The sequence below is a fragment of the Vreelandella songnenensis genome (genome assembly GCF_003002925.1).
GTDB classification, from domain to species: Bacteria; Pseudomonadota; Gammaproteobacteria; order Pseudomonadales; family Halomonadaceae; genus Vreelandella; species Vreelandella songnenensis.
The window spans coordinates 40,465-64,881 of sequence record NZ_PVTK01000006.1; the positions used below are offsets into that span (position 1 = coordinate 40,465).

Sequence of the window (24,417 nt, forward strand, 5' to 3'; positions counted from 1 at the left end):
CTACGACATTCACAGGAGCATTGCATGAGCTTTATCGAACAGTGGTTGCACGAAGCCGTCCCCGCCCTGGTAGGCGGCGAGTGGCGCACCGGAAAAGAAACCTTTGCCGTGGATAACCCCGCCACCGGCGAGACCATCGCCCGCGTGGCGGAGCTTGGCGCCGATGACACCCGCGACGCCGTGGCCGCCGCTTATGCGGCAGGCAGCGCCTGGCGCGCCACGCCGGTCAAGGAGCGCGCAAAAATCCTGCGCCGCTGGTTCGAGCTGATTACCGAGCACGCTGATGATCTCGCACGCCTGATGACCCTGGAGCAAGGCAAGCCGCTGGCCGAGGCCAAGGGTGAGGTGACCTACGGCGCCTCGTTCATCGAGTTCTTCGCCGAGGAAGCCAAGCGCATGGCCGGTGAAACCCTGCCCAGCCACGGCGCCGACAAGCGCCTGCTGGTGCTGCGCGAGCCGGTGGGCGTGGTGGCCGCCATCACGCCCTGGAACTTCCCTCTGGCGATGATTACCCGCAAGTGCGCCCCGGCGTTGGCCGCCGGCTGTACCGTGGTGATCAAGCCCGCCGAGGCCACGCCCCTGACCGCGCTGGCGGCGGCGTACCTGGCGCTGGAAGCCGGCCTGCCCGCCGGCACCATCAATGTGGTCACGGCCTCGAAACCGGCCGAGGTGGGCGAGGTGCTGACCACTGACCCGCGCGTGCGCAAGGTGTCGTTCACCGGCTCCACGCCGGTGGGCAAGCGCCTGCTCGCCCAGTGCGCCAGCACGGTCAAGAAAACCGCCATGGAGCTGGGCGGCAACGCGCCGTTCATTGTGTTCGACGACGCCGATGTAGACGCCGCGGTGGATGGCGCCATCGCCTCCAAGTTCCGCAACGCGGGCCAGACCTGCGTGTGCACCAACCGTTTTCTGGTCCAGGACGGCATTTACGATACGTTCGTCGAGAAGCTCACCCAGCGCGTCAGCGCCCTGAAGGTGGGGGATGGCCTGGCCGAGGGAAGCACCATCGGCCCGCTGATCAACCAGGCCGCGGTCGACAAGGTGCAGCGCCATGTGGATGACGCCCAGGGCAAAGGGGCGCGTGTGCTGTGCGGCGGCAAGCCCCATGAAGCCGGCGAGCGCTTCTTCACGCCCACGGTGCTGGCGGACGTGACGACCGCCATGGCCGTGGCCGATGAGGAAACCTTCGGCCCGGTGGCGCCGGTGTTCCGCTTCAAGCACGACGAAGAAGCCATCGCCATGGCCAACGATACGCCGTTTGGTCTGGCGGCCTACTTCTACGCCACCGACTACCGGCGCATCTGGCGCACCATGGAGCAGCTCGAGTACGGCATGGTCGGCGTTAATGAAGGCTTGATCTCGACCGAACTCGCGCCCTTTGGCGGCGTGAAGGAGTCCGGCCTTGGCCGCGAAGGCTCCCACCACGGCCTCGATGAATTTACCGAACTCAAATACGTCTGCGTTGGCGGGCTTTAGGATACTGATGATGACCAATCACGAACTGAACGAACTCAAGAACCGTTTTGTCGCCAACGGCGCCGCCACCCCGACCACCCAGTTTGCCGAGCGTGCGGAAAACGCGGAAATCTGGGATGCCGACGGCAAGCGCTGGATCGATTTCGCCGGCGGCATCGGTGTCTTGAACCTGGGTCACCGCCACCCGAAAATCGTGGCCGCCGTAGAAGCGCAGCTCAAGAAGGTGATGCACACCAGCGCGGCGGTGATCTCCTACGCGCCCTACGTGCAGCTGTGCCAGAAGCTCTGCGAGCTGACGCCGGTACGCGGCCCCGAGCGCAAGGCGATGCTGGTCAATACCGGTGCCGAAGCGCTGGAAAACGCCGTTAAGATTGCCCGCGCCGCCACCGGCCGCACCGGCATCATCACCTTCGACGGCGCCTTTCACGGCCGCACCATGATGACGCTCGCCATGACCGGCAAGGTGCTGCCTTACAAGAACGACTTCGGCCCGATGCCGGGCGACGTGTTCCGCGCGCCGTTCCCGAACCCGCTGCACGGCATCAGCGAAGAGGCATCCCTGGACGCCATTCGCACCCTGTTCAAGACCGATATCGCCCCGCACCGCACCGCGGCTATCGTGATCGAGCCGGTGCAGGGCGAGGGTGGTTTTTACATCGCCTCCCCCGAGTACCTGCAGGCGCTACGCGCCCTGTGCGACGAGCACGGCATTCTGCTGATCGCCGACGAAGTGCAGTCCGGCTTCGCGCGTACCGGCAAGCTGTTTGCGCTGGAACACAGCGGCATCGAAGCGGACATTCTCACCACCGCCAAGAGCCTGGCCAACGGCATGCCGCTCTCTGCTGTCGTCGGCACCGCCAAGGTGATGGACGCTTCCGGCCCCAATTCGCTCGGCGGCACCTACAGCGGCAACCCGCTCTCCTGTGCGGCAGCGCTGGCGGTCATCGAGGTGATCGAGGAAGAGAATATCCTGGCCCGCAGTGAACAGATGGGCCGGATGCTCGCCGAGCGCTTTGGCGTGTGGGAAGAGCGGTTCCCCGCCGTGGCCCACGGCCGCCAGCTGGGCGCCATGGCCGCCTTCGAGCTTCTGGATGAAAACGGCAAGCCCGACGCCGCCCTGACCGGCAAACTCTGCGCCAAGGCGCGCGAGCAAGGCTTGATCCTGCTCTCCTGCGGCTTCTACGGCAACGCGATCCGCATTCTGGTGCCGCTGACGGTATCGAGTGAGGTGCTGGAAGAGGGCTTGGGTATTATCGAAGCCTCTCTGGAAGCGCTTGGCTGATACCCTTCTAAGCATCATCTAACCCGCCCTCGTCAAACAGCGAAAGCTGCTGGCGATTGGCGGGTTTTTTCGGTTTGGAGCGTCGCCCCGGCGGGCGGCGCTGGCTGGCGAGTTTATCCAGAATGGCCTTGCTCGCTTTACGCGCCTCCGGCGTTTGCCGCCGCTCATGCAGGGTCTTTTTCCAGCGGCGCGCCTCAGACTCGAAATCAAACGGCTGCGGGTAATGTTCGCCGGGCTGAAAGCCGAAGCGCGTTTGCAGGCTTTCCGGCAGCGCCCAGGGCGTGGTGCGCCACTCGACGGGCAGCACGGTCAGCTCCGGCACCCAGCGGGCGACGAATTCGCCGCTCGGGTCGTTGTCCTCGGCCTGCTTGATCGGGTTGTAGACCCGCAGCGCGTTGGTGCCGGTCGCGCCGGCCTGCATCTGCACCTGCGGGTAGTGAATGCCGGGCTCAAAATCGGTGAACAGCCGCGCCAGATGCAGGGCGGGCTCATGCCAGTGCAGCCCGAGGCCAAAGGTGGCGTGCGAGATCAGCATGGCGCGCATGCGAAAGTTGATCCAGCCGGTATGAACCAGGCAGCGCATACAGGCATCCACCAGCGGCACGCCGGTCTGGCCCTGTTTCCAGGCGATCAGGTTGGGGTGCTCGGCATCGCGTTCGCGCAGGCCGCGTAGCGCCGGGTGCAGGGTGTGCGATTCCATACCCGGCTCGCTCTCGAGCTTTTGAATGAAGTGGCAGTGCCAGTGAAGCCGCGAGGCAAGGGCGCGCAGTGAGCGGCCCCAGGCGGAGTCATCAGCGTGCTTCCTGCGCTGACGGCGCAGCGACTGAACCACTTCGCGCATGGAGAGCGTGCCCCAGGCCAAGTGCGGCGAAAGCCTTGATCCGAACGCCTCGGCCAGCAACGGCTTGGAGATCGAGCCGCGATAGCGCCGCCCGCGCTGGGTGATGAAACTGTGCCACAGCGCCCGGCCCGCCTGACGGCCCCCGGGCTGGCGCTCGGGGCAGGGCGTGGCGTCGAACCCGAGCGTCAGCCCGTGAAGCTCGTCGGCTTCGACATGGTGAAAGGCTTCCCAGCCCTGGGCTACTCGTGCGTTCTGCGGGGCCTGGCAGGTCGGCGCGGTCATCAGCGCTTCCCACTGGGCTTCCCAGGCGCCGCGGTCCGCCACGCGAGAGGTCAATCCGCGCACAACGCCGTGCTGGCGCGCTTCGTGCCATGGGGTTTGATGCGCTTGGCACCACGCCTTGACCTCAAGGTCACGGGCAAAGCTCCAGGCATTGCCGGTTTCCTCGTGGGAGTGAAGCACCAGCGTGCCGTAATGTGCTTTCAAGGCGTTCAAGAGATCAATGATGCCGCCCTGCCAGAGACACAGGGGCAGCCCTCGCTCTTTCAGGGCATGGGACAGGTCAATGAGCGAGTCGGCGGCAAACTGCCAGTGGCGAAGCGCGCTATCCGGCGCCTGCCACTGGCTGGGTTCGATGGCAAAGACGGGCAGCACCGTCCCCGCCGCGGCGGCATGGGAAAGCGGCGCATGGTCGTGAACGCGCAGGTCGCGCTTGAACCAAACCACCTGAATGCCGGTCTTTGCCATGTCGCCTCCTGGGCTATCCGTGCCCGAGTGACGACGTTACCATCAAGCGTTGCACTGTCACCATCCCCAAAGGAGCAAGCCCATGTATATCGCCATGAACCGTTTCCGTATCGCCCCGGGCCGCGAAGAGGATTTTCTAGATGTGTGGCGCAACCGCGACTCGCACCTGAATGAAGTGCCGGGCTTCAAGCAGTTCCAGATGCTTCAGGGCGACAAGCAGGAGGATCACACCGTGTTCATCTCTCACAGCGTGTGGGAGTCGGAAGACGCCTTTCGCGCCTGGACCCAGTCGGAAGCGTTTCGCAAGGCGCATGCGGGGGCCAAGTCGCCGGAAGGTATTTACTTGGGCCCGCCGAAGTTCGAAGGGTTTGAAGTAGTGCTTTAAAGCCCGGCTTTCCAGGAACCGGGTCTTCATCCTGCGCTGCGTATTTCTGTGATCCTGAAAGCAATCGTAACGGTTTAAGCGAGTGGGTAAGGTGGCATTAGTCTTGTAGATAAATCTCACCCTTGCCCACCAGCACGGCATTGCCACCGACCTGAACCAGCCCGTTAGCCATGGCAGTTTCAATGACGCTCGGCCGGCCCATCTCCACTCCTTGATGAATGACCCAGCGCCGGGCATCTCCCGTAGTAGCCAGGTAACCGCTCAGCGCCGCCGCAGCGCTGCCGGTGGCCGGGTCTTCGCACAGACCATGCTCTCTTGAGAACATACGGCTGCGAAGCACGGTTTCTGCACCGCCCGATGACTCGGCCACATACAGGTATACCTGCTCGGCACCGCTGGGCGTCACCGTGTTGGCCCACTCGGTCCCGGATATGTGTATGTTTTGCAAGGCCGCGAGATCATCAAGTTCAATCAAGTGGAAAGCCAACCCACAGGAAGAAATGACGGGCATGCCGACGACCTGATGGCGTTGCAGCCCAAGTAGTGTCGCAGCGCGGGATGTATCCAGCGTGCTTGGGCTGATACTCGCGGGCCGCGCGGTAGTGAAGGTGGCTTTGTTGCCCGCGAAGTTGATAGGCAGCTTGCCGACCGGCGGCTGGAGAATCAGCGTCTGCTCGCGGCTTGCCAGACCAAGCTCGGCCAGCAGCTGCGCGGTGCCTACGGTGGGGTGGCCGGCAAAGTCGAGCTCCTGTGTCGGCGTGAAGATGCGCATCGGGTAGTGATTGGCCGCCCTTGCCGCGCCGAGAAATACCGTTTCCGCCAGGTTGAGCTCACGGGCCACGGCCTGCATGGTGGCGGTTTCAAGGCCGTCGGCTTCCAGAAAGACCGCCAGTTGATTGCCGGCAAACGGCGTGTCGGTGAATACATCCAGCAGGTAGTACTCGGCGCGGTTCATGGCTGCTCCTTGTTGAACGTTGTGTGTTGCCAGAAGGTTTTTCGACTCTCCTGACGGGCCTGGGCGCGGCTGATACCGATATCCTTGAGCAGCCGGTCATCGAGTGTCAGTAACTGGCGGCGGCTACGGCGGCATTCGCGGTAGCAGCGCAGCCGATAGCGAAGCTGAGCAAGGCTGAAACGGGGCATGGTGATCTCTCCGGTGATGGGCCATTTCAGATTACTCAGTGCGCGATTCATGATACAGATATAGGATTGGCTATTTTAGAGATACAGATAAGCCATGTTGCGCCGCTGTATGCTCATTTCAGCCATCAACTGTATGGCGCCACGGGAGGAAGCGCCATGACGCGCTATGAAAAGGTCGCCGCTGTATTGCGCGAGCGTATCGAGCACGGTATCTACCGCCCGGGTGATCGTCTGCCTTCCATTCGCGCCGTCTGCCAGGAGATGGAGGTCAGTATCTCGACCGCGCAGGAGGCGTATCGTCAGCTGATGGATGCCACACTGATCGAGTCGCGGCCCAAGTCGGGCTACTTCGTGCTGCCTGGCCGGGCGCCATCGGTGCTGCCCTCGATATCGCGCCCGGCCCAGCGGCCGCTGGACATTTCCCAGTGGGATCAGGTGCTGGAGCTTGTCGCCACCCAGCGCGACGACAACCGGCTTTTGCTGGGGCGCGGCGTGCCCAACCTCGAGTATGCGTCGCTCAAGCCGCTGTCGAAGATCCTTGGCGGGCTGCATCGAAGTGCCGATCTGCACGGCTTCAATTACGACAAGCTGAGCGGCAGCCCCGAACTGCGCCAGCAGGTGGCCAAGCTTGCCGTGGCATCAGGCTGCCTGCTTCACCCGGACGACATTCTGATCACCACGGGCTGCCAGGAGGCGCTCTCCATCGCGCTGCGCTTGTTGACTCAGCCCGGCGACGTGGTCGCGGTCGATTCACCCAGCTTCTACGGCACCATGCAGATATTGAAGGCCAGCGGCCTGAAGGCCCTGGAAATTCCCACCGACCCGCAAACCGGCATCAGCCTGGAAGCGCTCGAGCTTGCCCTGGAGCAGTGGCCGATCCGCGCCATTCAGGTAACGCCGACCTTCAACAATCCGCTGGGCTATACCATGCCACCCGCGCGCAAACGTGCCCTGGTGCAGCTCGCCCAGCGCTTTGACGTCGCGATTATCGAAGACGATATCTATGGCGACCTGTCGTTCACTCAGCCCCGGCCGCCCACCATTAAATCCTTCGATGACGACGGGCGGGTACTGCTGTGCAGCGGTTTTTCCAAGACGCTGGGGCCGGGATTACGGGTCGGGTGGATGGCACCGGGGCGCTATCGGGATCAAGCGCTGCACATGAAGTACGTCTCCACCGGCGCATCGGCCACGCTCCCGCAACGGGCGGTAGCCGAGTTCGTCGCCAAAGGGCACTACGAACGTCATCTGCGCGTGGCTATTCGCCAGTATCAGCGCCAGCGCGATGTGATGATTGGCTGGGTGCAGCGCTACTTTCCCGAAGGCACAGGCATCAGCTACCCCCAAGGCAGCTTTCTGCTGTGGGTGGAGCTTCCTGCCGCGGTAGACTGCGTGCGCCTGAACGAGCGCCTGGCCCGGCATAACGTGCATGTCGCCCCCGGCTCGCTGTTTTCCGCCTCCGGCAAGTTTCGCCAGTGTTTACGGCTCAACTACGCGTTTACTCTGACGCCAGCAATCGAAACCGCGGTACGCACGGTGGGGGAGCTGGCTGGCGAGATGGTGGGGGAGTCGCGGGCATCGCTTGTGTGAAAATGTCGGAATCAGCTAATAAGCACGCCTGACGAGCGTTCTGCACGAGTAACCCGCCGTTGGCGAATGCGCATACCATAAGAGAAGCCTCTATTATGAAAACGATGCATACTCATACCTTCGAACGAGGCTTGGTGCAATTTTTACAGGTTTCTGCAACGTTTTGATTTTTATGTTCTTTAATAATATTGTACTGATCAAAAATTGACCTAAATCGCTGGTGGATTTTCTACTGCCTATTTTTATCTTGCAGAACAGTCATCTACAATTAGACCGTTCCCCACAGGCGTGGGGATGAACCGTCGCTGGTACTCCGCCGGCGTCACCCCCAAACCCGTTCCCCACAGGCGTGGGGATGAACCGCTTCCGGAAGCGGCCCATGAATAGCCAGCCAGCCGTTCCCCACAGGCGTGGGGATGAACCGCGTCACGGTCGTTTTGGAACTAATCACGTATCCCGTTCCCCACAGGCGTGGGGATGAACCGATCATGAAACAATATCGGAAATTCGAACGCACCCGTTCCCCACAGGCGTGGGGATGAACCGTGATTTTGAGCGCCATGTTATGCCTCGGTTTGCCGTTCCCCACAGGCGTGGGGATGAACCGAGCGTTTTGCTCTGCGTTCTTGCTGAGCCTTGCCGTTCCCCACAGGCGTGGGGATGAACCGCATGAAACATAAAGACATGCCCTGGCCATTGCCCGTTCCCCACAGGCGTGGGGATGAACCAGATGCCTATAACTGGTCGGTGTCCCGCATCGCCCGTTCCCCACAGGCGTGGGGATGAACCGCACGGATAGACGGCCATCCACCTCAACAACCACCGTTCCCCACAGGCGTGGGGATGAACCGACGGATAACGTTCACCAGCTGCCCCAGACGCCCCGTTCCCCACAGGCGTGGGGATGAACCGCACTCCATCTTGAAAAACGAATCCCACACATACCGTTCCCCACAGGCGTGGGGATGAACCGCGATCTTGGATGCGTTGGATGGCATGGATCTGCCGTTCCCCACAGGCGTGGGGATGAACCGCCATTAATGGCAGCCTGGTTATTGCCAAGATCCCGTTCCCCACAGGCGTGGGGATGAACCGTTTTTTCTTTGCATGAAACTCTCCTTAGATTACCGTTCCCCACAGGCGTGGGGATGAACCGCGCTGGAGTGAGTGCTCATGCTGCCCATACCCCCGTTCCCCACAGGCGTGGGGATGAACCGCACTCCATCACGTAGTATTCATCCCAAGCAAACCGTTCCCCACAGGCGTGGGGATGAACCGTCAAGCTCGTCGTGAACAGTCAAGCGCGGCACCCGTTCCCCACAGGCGTGGGGATGAACCGCAGGGCAGCCACAACAAAATAGACGGGGCCGTCCGTTCCCCACAGGCGTGGGGATGAACCGTCGGCCATGGCGTCTTCGACGAACTCGGGAAGCCGTTCCCCACAGGCGTGGGGATGAACCGGCCGTAAGTACGGCGTAGCTGTGTCAATCTTCCCGTTCCCCACAGGCGTGGGGATGAACCGGCTGTAGAAACCCAGCTAATAGCTATTGGAGTCCGTTCCCCACAGGCGTGGGGATGAACCGCCGGCAGCGACAGCGGTCTTTCCAACATGGGTCCGTTCCCCACAGGCGTGGGGATGAACCGTCGTCCGGGTCGGTGTTGTCGTTGGCGTGCGCCCGTTCCCCACAGGCGTGGGGATGAACCGTGCGTAAACGTCGCGATGCCCTAATGCTCCGACCGTTCCCCACAGGCGTGGGGATGAACCGCGCCCATGGTCTTACGTTTTTCATCGCCAGTCCCGTTCCCCACAGGCGTGGGGATGAACCGCGCTGGAGTGAGTGCTCATGCTGCCCATACCCCCGTTCCCCACAGGCGTGGGGATGAACCGCAGCAGCACGAAGACGAGCTGGCGCGCATTGACCGTTCCCCACAGGCGTGGGGATGAACCGAATTCCTCGAGGTTTTGCGTCGTCAGCGGGACCCGTTCCCCACAGGCGTGGGGATGAACCAGTCGCTTGAGCGCCGAGGCTGGAAACGCCTAGCCGTTCCCCACAGGCGTGGGGATGAACCGACTGAACAGGGTAGCCAGTACGTCATCAACGACCGTTCCCCACAGGCGTGGGGATGAACCGCCATCTATAAGCGCAAAGCGCAGGAAGCAGAACCGTTCCCCACAGGCGTGGGGATGAACCGACCCGGCCAGTCTGAATTTTTACAATCCTACGCCGTTCCCCACAGGCGTGGGGATGAACCGCAGAGCCAGCGCACGCTATACCCCTAATCCAACCGTTCCCCACAGGCGTGGGGATGAACCGCGCTTGGCGTATCTTCGCCATTTCTTCCCGGTCCGTTCCCCACAGGCGTGGGGATGAACCTTCACGGGAGGAGGTTAGCCTCATGACCACGACCCGTTCCCCACAGGCGTGGGGATGAACCGCTTGTCTAGCTCTTCATATACCGGATCGGTTTTCCGTTCCCCACAGGCGTGGGGATGAACCGCTGATTGAGGTGATCGTCAAGGATCAGCGCTGCCGTTCCCCACAGGCGTGGGGATGAACCGCGTGCGGTATCTGTGAGTCTTGCAATGCCGGGCCGTTCCCCACAGGCGTGGGGATGAACCGCGGGGGGCGCATGCCCTTGTACTCGATAACGTCCGTTCCCCACAGGCGTGGGGATGAACCGTACGTGGTTCACGGCAACGGCACGAAAACGCTCCGTTCCCCACAGGCGTGGGGATGAACCGCGCTCAGCGATCTGGCCGCGCAACTGAAGCGCCCGTTCCCCGCAGGCGCGGGGATGAACCGGTGCTGCGCGCCATCTCCGAAACCATCACCTTCCGTTCCCCACAGGCGTGGGGATGAACCGGCTTCGGGTTTTCAAAGGGCAGTGCAAAACTGCCGCTCCCCGCCGGCACGGGGATGAACCAATTTCCCGGGAGCGTTTGCTGACTAATTAAGGCGGTGCACACCGCGGCTGGCGATCAAGCTGATACTCCGATGACCCTCGGCTGATACATCGACGGAATATCCTTTTTAAGACTGTTTTGGGATAAAAATATGCGCCTGGGGTTATCAATATTTGAAAATTTATAACCCTGGAGTTATATTTTATTGATCATGTACGAACAAGGGAAAAGGGTGAAAAGCAAGGATGTAATCAAGGAGATGGAGGCCGATGGGTGGTATCTAGACCGTGTTAGCGGGAGCCACCACGTATTCAAGCACCCTACCAAACCCGGCAGCGTGCCCGTTCCTCATCCGAAAAAGGATTTGCCCAAGGGCACTATCCACAATATCAGGAAACTCGCGGGGCTCAGGTAGCCCGGGCGTTCAGGAGGTAGATCATGCAATATCCGATTGCTATCGAATGGGGCGATGAGCGCACCGCCACCGGTATCGTCATTCCGGATATTCCCGGGGCTGTGACAGCAGGTGACACGACCGAACACGCCTATGAAATGGCGGTGGAAGTGGCCCATATCCAGCTGGAAGAATTAGCCAACGAAAATAAAGATATTCCTATGCCCCGCAGCATTGCGGAGCATCGTAAAAATCCGGAGTTCGAGGGGTACGGCTGGGGGATTATCGACATTGATATCACGCCCTACCTCGGCAAAACCGAAAAGGTGAATGTGACGTTGCCAGGCCACGTCATCCGCCAGATCGACAAGTACGTTAGTACTCACGGTATCAAAAGCCGCTCTGCGTTCATTGCCTCGGCGGCGTTGGAAAAGCTGACCCACGCGTAACGAATAGCCTGGCTCAAAGAGGCAGGCGTATTGATGTGGCGACGCTGAAGCCGCAGGCCAAATGGAAAACCCGCTCTCGACCGAGAGCGGGTTTTTTCATGATGACGCAACGCGTTCACCCAACGGTCGTTTTGGACCTTCCCTTCAACTTGTAGACACGCTATCGTCGGTTTTGGTCAGTTCGCTAATTTTACTGAGCGAGCGTGGCTGTCATCCTGATCAAGGGAGAATGTTCTGGCCATGCCGACTCGATCTTCACGTTTGCCGGTCTATCACCGCTATGCCGGCAAGGCCCTGCCGGGGCAGGCGGGAGATGCTTGCCATCTGCTGGCCTGCACGACCACGTCAAGCTCTCTCACGCCTTCCAGGAGGTGCTGAGTATATGGCCAAGTCGCAAGGCGAATCCTTTAGGCGCTACACAAGCCGACGCGCAGAAAGGGGGCGTGAAAATCATGCCAGTAGATAGTTTTTCCAGCCTGTCAGTAGCTGCGCGAAGTCTATGGTCGAAAAGCGCCATTGAGGGGCCTGGGCATAATCTTTTAGCGCACATGCTGGACGTGGCTGCAGTGGTGGAAACGCTGCTCGAACGAGAATCACAGAAAAGCCTGAGCTGGGCCAGTCAAGCGCTTGGTCTGCCGCAGGAAGGCTGTATTCGTTGGATCGCTGCCATTGCCGGATTGCACGATTTTGGTAAGGCCATACCGGGCTTCGTGCTCAAGTGGCCGGTAGGCCACGCGCGTGCTCAAGCTGCAGGTCTTGTTTTCCCGGGCCGGGCAGAAGCGCGCAGCAATCATTCACTGGCCACCGCAGCCCTTCTGGCAGAGCCGCTCAGCGAGCTGACACGGGCGCCATGGGGGTGGGTGCGGGCGGTCGTGCAGGCGATCGCTGCCCATCACGGCCGCCATTTTCGCGCGGATGAGACAGGGCGTGGGCGGCCTGTAGGCGAGCCTCCCGAGTGGGCAAGAGCGCGTCGCGAGATACTCGATGTGTACTGGCAGACGCTGAATCCTCAAGGGTGTCCGAGTCACGAGGACCTGGATCTGGTCGCGGTGAACTGGCTGGCCGGTTTGACCAGTACCGCAGATTGGATCGCGTCCAATGTGGAGTGGTTCGCGCTCGGCGAGCGTCATGACGACCTGCACGAGTACTACGAGCACGCACGCTCGCTCGCTGTGGTTGCATTGGCGAATGCCGGTTGGCCGCAGTTTCGCCAGCTTTTGACTGAATCTATCAAGACGGAGACCCTGCTTGGCCGTATCCGCGGCAAACCGACGGCACCGCGCCCGTTGCAGCAGGTCGGTGAGGCGCTGCTTCAAGACGCGCGTGGGCCTACCTTGCTGCTTGTTGAAGCACCGATGGGCGAGGGCAAGACCGAGTTGGCCTACCTGGCTTATCTGCGTTTGCAAGCTGCGAACGCGCATCGCGGACTTTATGTTGCCTTGCCCACCCAGGCGACCGGTAATGCGCTTTTCGACCGCACCCAGGCGTTTTTGAAGGCTTTCGACGACACCACGACCGTGAAGCTTGTCCATGGTGGTGCGGCAATGAGCGAGCAGCTGCGTCATTTGCGCGGCATCGCGCACGACAAGCAGGAGACCGTCTCGGCCTCGGTCTGGTTTTCCCAGCGGCGTCGGCCATTGCTGGCGCCGTACGGTGTGGGCACGGTCGACCAAGCGCTGCTCGGGGTACTCAATGCTAAACATCATTTTGTGCGGTTGTGGGGGTTGGCGAACCGCGTGGTCGTGCTGGATGAAGTGCACGCCTATGACACCTATACCAGCGTGTTGATCGAGGCACTTGTACGTTGGCTCAAGGCCATGGGGAGCTCGGTCGTACTCATGAGCGCGACCCTGCCAAAAAGCAAGCGCGATCGACTGGTGCGGGCCTGGGGTGCCGATCCACAGGAAGTGCCGGAAACTAATTATCCGCGCCTAACGAAAATCGACGCACATCCGATTCGCTGCGAGACGTTCGAAAGCCGGCCGCAGGCCCCCATTACCCTGCATGGCCTCGACGAGTCGTTGGAGACTATCAAGGACCAGACGATCGCGTTGCTCGAAGAGGGCGGTTGCGGCGCGGTGATCGTCAATACCGTCGATCGTGCTCAGCAACTGTTCCAATTGCTGAAATCGCACGCAAAAGAAAACGGCACTGAGATAGTACTGTTTCATGCACGGTTTCCCGCAGATCAGCGTGCAGAAATCGAAAAGCGCGTGCTCACTCTTTTTGGCGAATCAGCAAGTGTTGATGACGGGACTCGGCCGGGAAAGGGAGTGCTGATCGCCACGCAAGTGGCCGAGCAATCGCTAGATCTGGACTTCGACTTCATGTTGAGCGATCTCGCACCCATCGATTTGCTGCTACAGCGGGCTGGCCGCATGCATCGTCATGACCGGGAGCGACCGGCCGCGCACGTGCAGGCACGCTTCTGGATTGCAGGACTGCATTACGATCGTTTGCCGTCGCTCAAGGAAACCGCCTGGGAATATGTCTATGACCCACTCGTGCTGGGGCATACCTGGGCCTGTCTACGCGAACGGGAAACGCTGCAGTTACCGACCGATATCGATGTGCTCGTCCAACATGTCTACAGCTTTCCGGAGTTGTCGACCTCGATCAGCGAACAGATTCGAGACTTTTTAGAGATCGAATCCTACGGCGCGCATCTTGGGGTCGAGAAGGGCAAGCACCAATTGGCGATCGATATCTCGCTCGACCCGGAGGATGAGCCGGCCCGCGCCTACCAGAACAAGCCGTTCGGCGGTGATGATGAAGAGGGCATGCGTAACGTGACCCGGCTGGGCCCGGATTCGGTGACTCTTGTGCCGATCGATGTGATCGACGGTGCGTGGACGGTAGACGGTACGGCCATCGATCCAGCGCAAATACCCTCCGACGATGTCGCACGCCGCCTCTATACCCGTCAGCTGCGCGTATCGCGCAAGTCGGTCGTGCTGCATTGCCAGCAGAGTGAACTGCCTTTGGCGTTTGCAGATCACCCGTTGCTGCGACATCTCCACCCCATGCCTATGGTAGAGAGCCACTGCGAATTAGGTGGGCAGTCGCTCTATCTGGATTCGGCTCTGGGACTCGTTTACGCAGCGGGTGAGAAGTGAGGAGAAAAAGCTTTTTCCCTTGTCGGCCGCACTTATGTGGAGAAGTTGAGCAATTCGCGCGTAAGTAGAAGGGCTATTCGGTTTATCTGGGCTTGATTCGAGCGCTCGACTATAAGCCAATCGTCGAGGTTACGAATAGATTTTTAAAGGCCTATTATTAATCAAAGTTTGGTCGTCAGGGTTGTATCTGTACAGGGGAATATATGACAGACACGAGCGATAGTACTTTGGCGTGGGCTGAACTTCCTATTCCGGCCTATGACCTGCTCCGAGAACCTTGGTTGTCTGTCCGCCTAACAGATGGCACGGTTACCTCAATGGGGCTGCTCGAAACGTTCGAGCGTAGCCAAGAAATCGTGGCGTTGGCCGACACCGCACCGCCGAGTGTCGTGGCGCAATACCGGTTACTGCTGGCGATCACTCATCGTGCCCTCACCATGGCGCAAGGGCGTTGGCGAGAGTCCGAGCGGGCCGAGTGGTACCGAAGCGGTCTGCCCGTCGATGCGATACGCGCGTATCTTGAGCACTGGCAAGAGCGTTTCTGGCTGTTTCACGATACCCACCCGTTCATGCAGGCGGCCGTTCTGGATATGGCCGGGCCCACCCGCGATAAACTCAAGAGCGTGGCGCAAATATCGTTGGCGAGCGCGACCGGCAATACGCCCGTGGTGTTCGACCACGCCTATGACAGCGAGCCGGCAGAAGTCACACCGGCCCAGGCGTTGAACACGCTGCTCGGGTTTCTGCAATTCACGCCCGGCGGGCTGGTCAAGGTGTTTCGTGGTTCGGACAAGGCCGGTGCACTGGCCAATACGGCGGCGGTTATCCCCTTGGGCCAGACGCTTGCAGAGACGATCGCGCTGGGGCTTCACCCGGATGGGCGCCGCTCGAACGCGGAGTCGGATCTCCCCAGCTGGGAGCGCGAACCGCTCACCGAGAAACAGCTCGCCGGTGAGCCGGTCTTCGCCACGGGACCGAACGATCGCTACACGCGCCAGAGTCGAGCTGTGCTGTTCAAGCGAGAAGACAACGGCAATATTCGCTGGCTGCGTTTCGGAGCCGGGTTGGCCCTGGGCGACAGTGAGACCCAGCCCGACCCAATGGCCAGCTTTCGGCCCGGTCACAACGGCCCCGTGCGCATCAGCTTTACGGAGGGTCGTGCGACGTGGCGCGATTTACCCGCGCTCGTTCCCGGGCCTGCGACCGTAACTGAAAACCAGCGTCCCGCAGCGGTCATCGCGTACGCCGCAAGTCTGCATCAAGCACTGGGGCCCGGCTCAAACCGCTATCAGCCGCTGTTGGTGGCCGGGTTGGCCAGTGATCAGGCCAAACTGCTGCGCTGGCGTATGGAGCAGGTCGTGCTGCCCGCCAGCCTGATGGTCGACCCTGACCGCTCCGAAACTCTCCAAGAGAAAGTGGCGGATGCCGAAGCGCTCTACAAGGCGTTGCGAGCGCTCGCAGGCGCGATGCTCGCCGATAGCATGCCGGATCCGGAGAACAAGGAGACAAAGGCCCGCGCTCAAAGCTTGCTGGCGGCCGGGCCACTGGTGCCCACCTATTTCGCAACCGCAGAGCGTGCCTTGTCCACGCTGATGGCAAAGCTTGCCGCTGACGAATTCGAAGCTGCAACAGGTCACTGGAATGCTGTACTGCGTGACGCGGCCCAACGTGGCTGGCGCGATGTGGTTGCGGGGTTGGGCAGCACGCCGCGCGGACTGCGCGCAGAAGCCCGGTACTATCCGCGCCTGCTGGGTCTGCTCACCAAATATGCGCCCAAGCCAGTCCCCGCCGCAGGAGAAAAGCCATGACCTCCCATGCAGGCAAATTCGTCGCTTATCTCGAAGCGCTGAATGAAAAAAATCGGGGAGCCATTGCCCGGCTACGCCATAGCCTGGCGCAGCCGATCGGCGAAGATCCAAACGCGGTGGCGATTGTCGAGCGTTTCGTAGGCACAGAGCGCGACGTGGACGACCCGTATCGACAGGCGCTGTATCTCATCGCAGGTCTTTACGCGAATCATCCGAAACAATCAGGTACCACGCTTGCCGAAGCCTTCGGCGCGCTTTGGCGCGAGCGACACAATCCGAGCATAGAGCAACGTTTTATCGTTCTGCTGGAATCCGACGAGCAGCAGCTTGCGGTACGCCTGCGCCAGGCCATAGCGCTGCTCGCGTCAGACGATTACGGCTTTAATTACGTCCAGCTCATGGCAGATATCGCGTTGTGGCTAGATCCCTTCAGGAAAGAGTACCGGTGGCAGGCGATGCGCCAGCGCTGGGGCCGCGAGTTCTATGGTGCGGCGCTTGCCGGTCAAGACGTTCAAAGTGACTCTGAGGCGTTAAAACAGCATCTGCTGGCGCTCGCGAACAATGAGTCCCCTGTACTATCTCGTCTGCGACGAAGCCTGACGCTGCCGCCCGGGGAAGACCCTGCGGTTTTCCCATCAGTGGAGCCTTTTGTTGACCCCGCATGGGAAAGCGGCGATTCGAGAAGACGCGCGCGCTACCTCGTGGCAGGCCTTTTCGCGTGCCATTCGAAATACGAACCAGATCGTACTCTGGCTGCTGCACTCAGGTTGGCTGCGCAGGAAAAAAACAAGGCAGAAAGTGTCGAGCGTCGTTTCATCACGGTGCTGGGCGCCTCGGGTGACACCATTGCTGATCATCTGCGTCAGGCGGTGGCTTTGATTCGTGATACCCAGATCGGCTACGACCCCGCCCTTTTAATCAAGGATATGGAGGTCTGGCTGGCGCGCACGCCGAATGTGGAACGCCTCGATCGATGCCGCCAGCGCTGGGCACGGGATTTCTACTGGGCCGCGCGTAGCGACGAACACGACCCCCAATCCGAAACAACACAAGAGCAGGTGACTTGAGCATGCGTGCATTCCTCGAATTTCACATCATCCAGAACTTCGCGCCGTCCAATCTCAACCGCGACGATACCGGCGCGCCCAAGGACGCGATCTTCGGCGGCCATCGTCGTGCGCGGGTGAGCAGTCAATGCTTCAAGCGGGCTACCCGATTGGCGGCAGCGCAGTACGATCTCATTGACGAAGCTCATCGTGGTATTCGTACCAAGCGGCTCAAGCGGCTGCTCATGGAGCGTCTGACCAACCGCGATCCCGAAGAAGCGGCTGGAAAGATTGAAAGCGCGCTGGCGGCGGCCGGCCTGAGTTTGTCCAAAAAAGATAAGGACAAGACCGAATATCTGCTGTTTCTCGGTGAGAAGGAAATCGCCGGGTTCGCCGAGCTGGTCGATCAGCACTGGGATGAGCTGGCCGATGTCGATGCGGCGGCCAACAAGAAACAACGCAAGGCCTCAGCCCCCCCGGAAGTCACGAAAAAGGCCAAAGCGTTGCTTGACGGTGGCAAGGCGGTTGACATCGCTCTGTTCGGACGCATGCTCGCCGATCTGCCGTCCGTGAATCAGGATGCGGCGTGCCAGGTGGCTCACGCCATCAGCACCCATCGCGTCGAGCGCGAATTTGACTATTACACGGCGGTCGATGATCGTGCGCCGGATGACAACACTGGCGCAGACATGATCGGTCAGGTCGAGTTCAACTCGGCGACCTTGTATCGCTACGCCGTGCTCGATATTCACAAGCTATTTCAGAATCTTCAGCAGGATCGAGAGCTTGCCCTGTCGGCTGTTGAAGCGTTCGCGACTGCGTTCGTGCGTGCCATGCCCAGCGGCAAGCAGAGCTCATTCGCGGCCCATAACGCGCCGGACTTCATTGGTGTGAGCCTTCGCCACGTGGCGCCCATGAGCCTGGCCAACGCCTTCGAGAAGCCGGTAGTCGCCGACCTGCGTGCATCGTTGACCGAACAATCGGTTGAACGCTTGCACAAGGCCGATGAGAAGCTATCTGCCGTTTACAGCGACGGTCAGGATCAGTGGCTCTATCTGGATCTCACCGGGAAATGGCCAGAACAGGGCCGTGGCGAAGCGCAAGCCAACCTGAGCCAGCTTGCCCAGCGTGTGCGTGAATTTGCAGACGACGCGCTGGAGGCATAGCCGTGGCGACATTGCTGATGTGCCTGGCGGGCCCCATGCAATCCTGGGGGACGACCAGCCGATTCGACGAACGCGATACGCAGCTCGAACCCTCCAAGTCAGGTGTGCTCGGCTTGGTGTGCGCCGCACTTGGCCGCGATCGGACAGCGCCAATCGACGATCTTGCAACCTTGCGCATGGGGGTTCGTGTCGATCGCGAAGGTATTCCGATGCGCGATTATCAAACCGCTACGGGTGTAATCGCCTCATCCGGCAAGGTTGACGCCAACCGAACCGTTGTCAGTCAGCGCTACTACCTGTCGGACGCCGTTTTTCTCGTCGCGCTCGAAGGTGAGCGCGAGCTGCTGGCGCATATTCACGAGGCCCTGCGGACGCCGTACTGGCCATTGTCGCTGGGCCGCAAGAGTTTTATACCGTCTCGTCCGGTATTCATGCAGGACGGTCTGCACGAGGGTCGTCTTTTAGATGTGCTGGGATCGGCCGCGCTACTCACCGACCACGGCACGCGCCAAGATGCAGAGCAGCGACGCGTTGTCCTCGAAGATGCCGATGAAGGCACCATTCGGGTCGATCAACCGATCGCTCCATTTTCCGAGCGCCGCTTTGGACCTCGTTTCGTCAAGACACTGCAACTGACGCCAGGGGGTGGTGATGCATCTCACTCGACTCACGCTTGATCGCCGTAATGCGAGCGTCAGGCGGGATCTGGCCGATGCGTATGAAATGCATCGATCATTGGTACGAGCCTTCGTAAGCAACCCTGAGGACAAGCCACCACGCTTTTTATGGCGATTGGAACCCGATTCGGAGCGACGGGGCCCCATCATTGTCGTTCAGTCGCCTGTTCAGCCTGACTGGTCGGTCTTCGAGACGTCCGGCTATCTGAAAGCGCCGGTAGAGTCCAAAAATGTCGACGTCGATCGAATTCTGACAGCGGGAGGGAGATATCGATTCAGGCTGTTTGCCAATCCCACGGTGACGCAAGCTGGAAAAAGAATCGGGCTCGCCAGTGAAGCGCTGCAGTGTCAGTGGTTGGATCGCCAAGCCGCTAGGGCCGGCTTTAACGTAGAAACAGCGCTGGTGATGGCCACAGAAATGCTCGATGTTCGAAAGGGCGACATTCGTTTACGACAGGCGTGGTTTGAAGGCGTACTGTCCGCTCTTGACGCCGCTCTGCTGAAAAATGCGATCGAACAGGGGGTCGGCCCCGGTAAGGCTTTCGGGCTCGGCCTGCTAAGTATTTCCCCACGATGATGAAAATGCCATGAGTTTCATCCCCCTCAAGCCCATTCCCCTCAAGGATCGCATGTCGATGATCTTCGTCGGCATGGGGCAGATCGACGTGCGCGACGGTGCGTTCGTGGTCGTCGACGAGGTTAACGGCGAGCGCATGCACATTCCCGTGGGCTCGGTGGCGTGCTTGCTGCTGGAACCGGGCACGCGAGTCTCGCATGCCGCGGTCAAGCTGGCCTCAGTGGTAGGTACGTTGTTGATCTGGGTGGGCGATGCCGGGGTGCGGCTCTACAGCGCGGGGCAGCCGGGCGGAGCGCGCTCCGACAAGCTGCTCTACCAGGCCCAGCTGGCGCTGGACGAAAGCTTGCGGCTCAAGGTGGTACGCAAGATGTTCGAGCTGCGCTTTGGCGAAGAGCCGCCTTCCCGGCGCAGCGTCGAACAGCTACGCGGCATCGAAGGCGCGCGCGTACGCAAGACTTACCAGATGCTTGCCAAACAGTACGGCCTGAAATGGCAGGGGCGGCGCTATGATCCGAAGCAGTGGGACGCCTCGGACGTGGCCAACCAGTGTCTCTCGGCCGCCACCGCCTGCCTCTACGGGATCACCGAAGCCGCGATTCTGGCCGCGGGTTACGCCCCGGCCATCGGCTTTCTGCACACCGGCAAACCGCTGAGCTTCGTCTACGACATCGCCGATATCGTCAAATTCGAAACCGTGGTCCCGGCAGCGTTTCGCATCGCCGCGAAAAACCCGCCGATGCCGGAGCGCGAGGTGCGCATTGCCTGCCGCGACGCCTTCAAGCAGACCCGGCTGCTCCAGCGCATCATCCCCATGATCGAAGAAGTGCTGGCGGCAGGCGAGATCGAACCGCCACCACCCCCGGCCGATGCCGTGCCGCCGGCCATCCCCGAGCCAGCATCGATAGGCGATAGCGGCCACAGGAGTCATTAACATGGCCATGCTCGTCGTCGTCACCGAAGCTGTACCGCCGCGCTTGCGTGGGCGGCTCGCCGTCTGGCTACTGGAGATTCGCGCCGGTGTCTATGTGGGAGACGTCAGTAAGCGTATCCGCGAAATGATCTGGGAGCAGATCGAGGTATTGGCCGAGGAGGGCGGCAACGTCGCCATGGCCTGGGCCAGCAATCACGAATCCGGCTTCGAGTTCCAGACCTTCGGCGATAACCGCCGCGTGCCCATTGACCATGACGGACTACGCTTGGTGCGTTTTTTGCCGCCCATGGATAAGTAGCTGTTTTTGATGCTCTTTAATAATATAGAGCTGTTCAAAAAATGATCAAAATCGCCGGTGGATTTTCCGCTGGCGATTTTTCTTTTTGAAAACAAGTGACTACAATTAGACCGTTCCCCGCAGGCGCGGGGATGAACCGTGGTCGCTGGTCTCGCGTGAGATGTTCGCATGCCGTTCCCCGCAGGCGCGGGGATGAACCGCAATGATCGGCTTTGGCATAGGCCTGCTGATCCCGTTCCCCGCAGGCGCGGGGATGAACCGGGATGTTTCGGGCCCCCCCCGCATTCAAGACTCCGTTCCCCGCAGGCGCGGGGATGAACCGCCCCGTCGCGCTGACGTTGTACGAGCGTCCGCCCGTTCCCCGCAGGCGCGGGGATGAACCGCGTACGGCAGGCGTTAGTCTAGCTCCTATACGCCGTTCCCCGCAGGCGCGGGGATGAACCGCTCGATCGCGGCTTGATTAGCGAGTAGTGCATCCGTTCCCCGCAGGCGCGGGGATGAACCGCGCGGCACCGGCACATAAAGCGAACCCGCCATCCGTTCCCCGCAGGCGCGGGGATGAACCGCGACTGATGCTAATCACGCCGCTTGGCTTGCCCGTTCCCCGCAGGCGCGGGGATGAACCGTTACGGACTAAACCGCATTAGGGTAACAGCGCCCGTTCCCCGCAGGCGCGGGGATGAACCGATACCGGCGTTCAGCACACAGCCAGCTGAACCCCGTTCCCCGCAGGCGCGGGGATGAACCGTCAGATGCATATGCGCGGCAGGTGTACCAGGTCCGTTCCCCGCAGGCGCGGGGATGAACCGTTGCCCTCGCTGAGCTGCTTGGGAATGTCCACCCGTTCCCCGCAGGCGCGGGGATGAACCGCAGGAAACGATGCCGCGACCCGCTGAAATGCCCCGTTCCCCGCAGGCGCGGGGATGAACCGCTTTTCGATGATCGCGCCGTTCACGTCGAGGTCCGTTCCCCGCAGGCGCGGGGATGAACCGGGTTTTGAACGGTTTTGAACGCACTTTGATATCCGTTCCCCGCAGGCGCGGGGATGAACCGAGTACGACCGTGTAGTTCTTACAGCCGGATATCCGTTCCCCGCAGGCGCGGGGATGAACCGGGCTGGCGTTTGAGCGCCAGCCCTTGAATACCCCGTTCCCCGCAGGCGCGGGGATGAACCGGATTGGAGTTTGATCATTCGAGGACCTCGATCCCGTTCCCCGCAGGCGCGGGGATGAACCGCGCGCAGGCCGGTAGGCCGGAGGGAGAGGGATCCGTTCCCCGCAGGCGCGGGGATGAACCGTCAGCGCGCAGTTTTCCATCCTGAAATGCCAGCCGTTCCCCGCAGGCGCGGGGATGAACCGTCATGGTGCTATCCCCCGGCGGCGACCTCGCCCCGTTCCCCGCAGGCGCGGGGATGAACCGCCACCCAGTCGATGGAGCGCAAGGCCGAGATCCCGTTCCCCGCAGGCGCGGGGATGAACCGTCGGCGGCGAGCCCTAAACGGTGCGCGCTGGTCCCGTTCCCCGCAGGCGCGGGGATGAACCGCGCCCCACCCAGGCCGCTTTCAATGAGCTGCACCGTTCCCCGCAGGCGCGGGGATGAACCGGGCGGGGGTGTCCATAGCGTCATTAGACGACTCCGTTCCCCGCAGGCGCGGGGATGAACCGCTTTTGGTGACAGCTTTATGGCCCTTGCGTCGCCGTTCCCCGCAGGCGCGGGGATGAACCGGCCTGCTGGCCCGCATTGCCGAGCTTGAGGAGCCGTTCCCCGCAGGCGCGGGGATGAACCGTAATTTCCTACTCTGCTATAGGGTTTGGTCATCCGTTCCCCGCAGGCGCGGGGATGAACCGCTGACTGAATCGCGGTGAAGGGCCGGTAATCACCGTTCCCCGCAGGCGCGGGGATGAACCGACGTAGCAGCCCATGTCGCCGCTGATGCACAGCCGTTCCCCGCAGGCGCGGGGATGAACCGCGTACTCTTTCCGGAAACGGCTTTCTTGGCGGCCGTTCCCCGCAGGCGCGGGGATGAACCGCTTGAGGTGGTGGCCGTTGGCCGCGGCGACAACCGTTCCCCGCAGGCGCGGGGATGAACCGACCGCGTGCGCGTGCTGCTGGAGGCCATGCCGCCGTTCCCCGCAGGCGCGGGGATGAACCGTGCTTACGGTTCGCGCCCCTGAGGGCTGGGACCCGTTCCCCGCAGGCGCGGGGATGAACCGCCGGTTTGATTGCTCAATCTACTGCCGCGCAACCGTTCCCCGCAGGCGCGGGGATGAACCGCCAGGCTGTAGAGTCGGTAATGAGTTCAGATTCCGTTCCCCGCAGGCGCGGGGATGAACCGGAATGGGGCGCCGAATGGCAGACCACCGACGCCCGTTCCCCGCAGGCGCGGGGATGAACCGGAAAAGCCTGTCACATGGGAGGCACCCATGCTCCGTTCCCCGCAGGCGCGGGGATGAACCGACGTCAACATCGGCTGGCTGCAGTAGTACCGCCCGTTCCCCGCAGGCGCGGGGATGAACCGCTCAAGCACGTCGACACGCTGACCGACATCCACCGTTCCCCGCAGGCGCGGGGATGAACCGTCGCATGGTTGTAGGCTTCGTCGGTGGTTTCACCGTTCCCCGCAGGCGCGGGGATGAACCGCCACTAATCAATGCTGTTGGCACTTCAGAAGCCCGTTCCCCGCAGGCGCGGGGATGAACCGTTGTTGCAGTCGACGAGCGCGATCATACCGAGCCGTTCCCCGCAGGCGTGGGGATGAGCGATGCCCAACAGCACCGCCCAAGGCGTGATGACCGTTCCCCACAGGCGCCTTGGACGCAGAGTTGGTCACGTAGCTGCGTGAACACGCGGTTACCTGAACGCGTGTGAAATGAGAAACGACGGTGCAAGATACAGCCTGGGGATGGCTGCCCAGGCGAAATCGGGGTATCAATGAGGAGCGCTTTCAAGCACGCATTTTCAAGCCGCGGCGAGCAATGAAAACTCGCCGCGCAAACCGCACGAAGGAGGTGGTCATGATGTTACGTTCACTGGGTTGGCTGACGGCCGCCGCCATGGGGTTGTCGATAGGGTTTGCCGCGTATGCCAACACGGAACAGACGGCCGACGAGCAGTCAACACTGCCGGAGGCGGTCGCCGCGCAGATGAGTGGCACCTGCGCGCCCATCGATGAATCGCTGGGTATTGCGCCCCAGCGTTATGCGATCGACGATGACATGGGCGGCGATTTGTGGCTTGTGCCGTGCAACGCTGGTGCCTATCAGACCTCTTATGAGGCAATTTATCAGCCCGATGATGCCGAACCGCGCAAGCTGCTGTTCGCCCTGTGGCGTGACAAGAGCTGGACCGGCACCGAGTCGCTTTTCAATCCTGAGTTCGACCCTGAAACCGGCGTGCTGACCGATCAGTACAAGGACCGGGGCGCCGGTGGCTGCGGAGGAGCGCGCACCTGGCAGTGGGAAAACGGCAATTTCCGGCTGACCGAGTATCGCGCCTCGGAGTCGTGTGACGACGACGCCGGCGAGTTCCCGGTGGTGTTCGAGGCCGAGTAGCCCTGGATAGCGGCTGTAGCGCGGGCAAGACCTTT

Annotated in this window: 18 protein-coding genes and 2 CRISPR repeat arrays; of the genes, 15 read left to right on the plus strand and 3 right to left on the minus strand. The window is 61.5% G+C overall.

The genetic code is table 11. The annotated features are described in order from the left end of the window. Nucleotides 1-24 precede the first annotated feature (24 nt). Together B0H98_RS10985 and gabT are read left to right on the plus strand one after the other, a co-directional pair. Entirely contained in the window at nt 25-1,476 is a 1,452-nt protein-coding gene (locus B0H98_RS10985; RefSeq protein ID WP_106375107.1) for an NAD-dependent succinate-semialdehyde dehydrogenase, read from the plus strand. Nucleotides 1,477-1,486: 10 nt separating this feature from the next. Continuing rightward, complete coding sequence (gene gabT, locus B0H98_RS10990) at nt 1,487-2,758, plus strand: 4-aminobutyrate--2-oxoglutarate transaminase (protein WP_106375108.1); 1,272 nt, start codon at nt 1,487-1,489, stop codon at nt 2,756-2,758. 7 nt (nt 2,759-2,765) lie between these two features. Here the strand turns inward: gabT and B0H98_RS10995 are convergent, their stop codons facing one another. Continuing rightward, the gene (locus B0H98_RS10995) at nt 2,766-4,346 is read right to left on the minus strand and encodes a cryptochrome/deoxyribodipyrimidine photo-lyase family protein (RefSeq protein WP_106375109.1); all 1,581 of its coding nucleotides are present in this window, start codon (nt 4,344-4,346) and stop codon (nt 2,766-2,768) included. 82 nt (nt 4,347-4,428) lie between these two features. Between B0H98_RS10995 and hmuQ the strand changes: the two genes are divergently transcribed. Further along, on the plus strand, nt 4,429-4,731 hold the full coding sequence (hmuQ, locus tag B0H98_RS11000; protein ID WP_106375110.1) for a heme-degrading protein HmuQ: 303 nt from the start codon (nt 4,429-4,431) through the stop codon (nt 4,729-4,731). Between the two features lie 97 nt (nt 4,732-4,828). On the opposite strand, the gene B0H98_RS11005 is transcribed toward hmuQ, so the two are convergent. Both B0H98_RS11005 and B0H98_RS11010 read right to left on the minus strand, forming a co-directional pair. Further along, entirely contained in the window at nt 4,829-5,686 is an 858-nt protein-coding gene (locus tag B0H98_RS11005) for a PhzF family phenazine biosynthesis protein (RefSeq protein WP_106375111.1), read from the minus strand. Then, entirely contained in the window at nt 5,683-5,874 is a 192-nt protein-coding gene (locus B0H98_RS11010) for a DUF1127 domain-containing protein (RefSeq protein ID WP_106375112.1), read from the minus strand. Before B0H98_RS11010 ends, B0H98_RS11005 begins: the two co-directional genes overlap by 4 nt. Before the next feature lie 156 nt (nt 5,875-6,030). On the opposite strand from B0H98_RS11010, the gene B0H98_RS11015 reads away from it, so the two are divergent. The 12 genes from B0H98_RS11015 (at nt 6,031) to B0H98_RS11070 (ending at nt 24,382) form a co-directional block, all read left to right on the plus strand. Then, nucleotides 6,031-7,464: an aminotransferase-like domain-containing protein gene (locus tag B0H98_RS11015; protein ID WP_106375113.1), complete on the plus strand. Its 1,434-nt coding sequence runs from the start codon at nt 6,031-6,033 to the stop codon at nt 7,462-7,464. Nucleotides 7,465-7,737: 273 nt separating this feature from the next. Then, a CRISPR array of direct repeats spans nt 7,738-10,329; the repeat unit is 29 nt; unit sequence CCGTTCCCCACAGGCGTGGGGATGAACCG. A 251-nt stretch (nt 10,330-10,580) separates the two neighbouring features. Continuing rightward, nucleotides 10,581-10,784: a type II toxin-antitoxin system HicA family toxin gene (locus tag B0H98_RS11020; protein ID WP_279628388.1), complete on the plus strand. Its 204-nt coding sequence runs from the start codon at nt 10,581-10,583 to the stop codon at nt 10,782-10,784. A gap of 23 nt (nt 10,785-10,807) precedes the next feature. Further along, nucleotides 10,808-11,212, plus strand: coding sequence for a type II toxin-antitoxin system HicB family antitoxin (locus B0H98_RS11025; RefSeq protein ID WP_106375114.1), 405 nt, complete (start codon nt 10,808-10,810; stop codon nt 11,210-11,212). Nucleotides 11,213-11,529: 317 nt separating this feature from the next. After that, nucleotides 11,530-14,328, plus strand: a complete 2,799-nt coding sequence (gene cas3 / locus B0H98_RS11030) for a CRISPR-associated helicase Cas3' (RefSeq protein ID WP_208623607.1) — start codon at nt 11,530-11,532, stop codon at nt 14,326-14,328. 203 nt (nt 14,329-14,531) lie between these two features. Continuing rightward, nucleotides 14,532-16,136, plus strand: a complete 1,605-nt coding sequence (casA, locus tag B0H98_RS11035; RefSeq protein ID WP_106375116.1) for a type I-E CRISPR-associated protein Cse1/CasA — start codon at nt 14,532-14,534, stop codon at nt 16,134-16,136. Further along, a complete protein-coding gene (gene casB / locus B0H98_RS11040; RefSeq protein WP_106375117.1) occupies nt 16,133-17,203 on the plus strand; it encodes a type I-E CRISPR-associated protein Cse2/CasB in 1,071 nt (356 codons plus the stop codon). Before casA ends, casB begins: the two co-directional genes overlap by 4 nt. Nucleotides 17,204-17,205: 2 nt before the next feature. After that, nucleotides 17,206-18,348, plus strand: a complete 1,143-nt coding sequence (cas7e, locus tag B0H98_RS11045; RefSeq protein WP_106375118.1) for a type I-E CRISPR-associated protein Cas7/Cse4/CasC — start codon at nt 17,206-17,208, stop codon at nt 18,346-18,348. A 2-nt stretch (nt 18,349-18,350) separates the two neighbouring features. Further along, nucleotides 18,351-19,025, plus strand: a complete 675-nt coding sequence (gene cas5e / locus B0H98_RS11050) for a type I-E CRISPR-associated protein Cas5/CasD (RefSeq protein ID WP_106375119.1) — start codon at nt 18,351-18,353, stop codon at nt 19,023-19,025. After that, nucleotides 19,000-19,602, plus strand: coding sequence for a type I-E CRISPR-associated protein Cas6/Cse3/CasE (gene cas6e, locus B0H98_RS11055; RefSeq protein ID WP_106375120.1), 603 nt, complete (start codon nt 19,000-19,002; stop codon nt 19,600-19,602). Before cas5e ends, cas6e begins: the two co-directional genes overlap by 26 nt. Nucleotides 19,603-19,612: 10 nt before the next feature. Beyond that, nucleotides 19,613-20,533 carry a type I-E CRISPR-associated endonuclease Cas1e gene (gene cas1e, locus B0H98_RS11060; protein WP_106375121.1) on the plus strand — a complete coding sequence of 307 codons (921 nt, stop codon included), beginning with the start codon at nt 19,613-19,615 and terminating at the stop codon, nt 20,531-20,533. Between the two features lies 1 nt (nt 20,534). After that, a complete protein-coding gene (cas2e, locus tag B0H98_RS11065) occupies nt 20,535-20,831 on the plus strand; it encodes a type I-E CRISPR-associated endoribonuclease Cas2e (RefSeq protein WP_106375122.1) in 297 nt (98 codons plus the stop codon). Nucleotides 20,832-20,941: 110 nt separating this feature from the next. After that, nucleotides 20,942-23,593: a CRISPR direct-repeat array (repeat unit 29 nt; unit sequence CCGTTCCCCGCAGGCGCGGGGATGAACCG). A gap of 252 nt (nt 23,594-23,845) precedes the next feature. Then, entirely contained in the window at nt 23,846-24,382 is a 537-nt protein-coding gene (locus B0H98_RS11070; protein WP_167392674.1) for a DUF1176 domain-containing protein, read from the plus strand. The last annotated feature ends 35 nt before the right edge of the window (nt 24,383-24,417 follow it).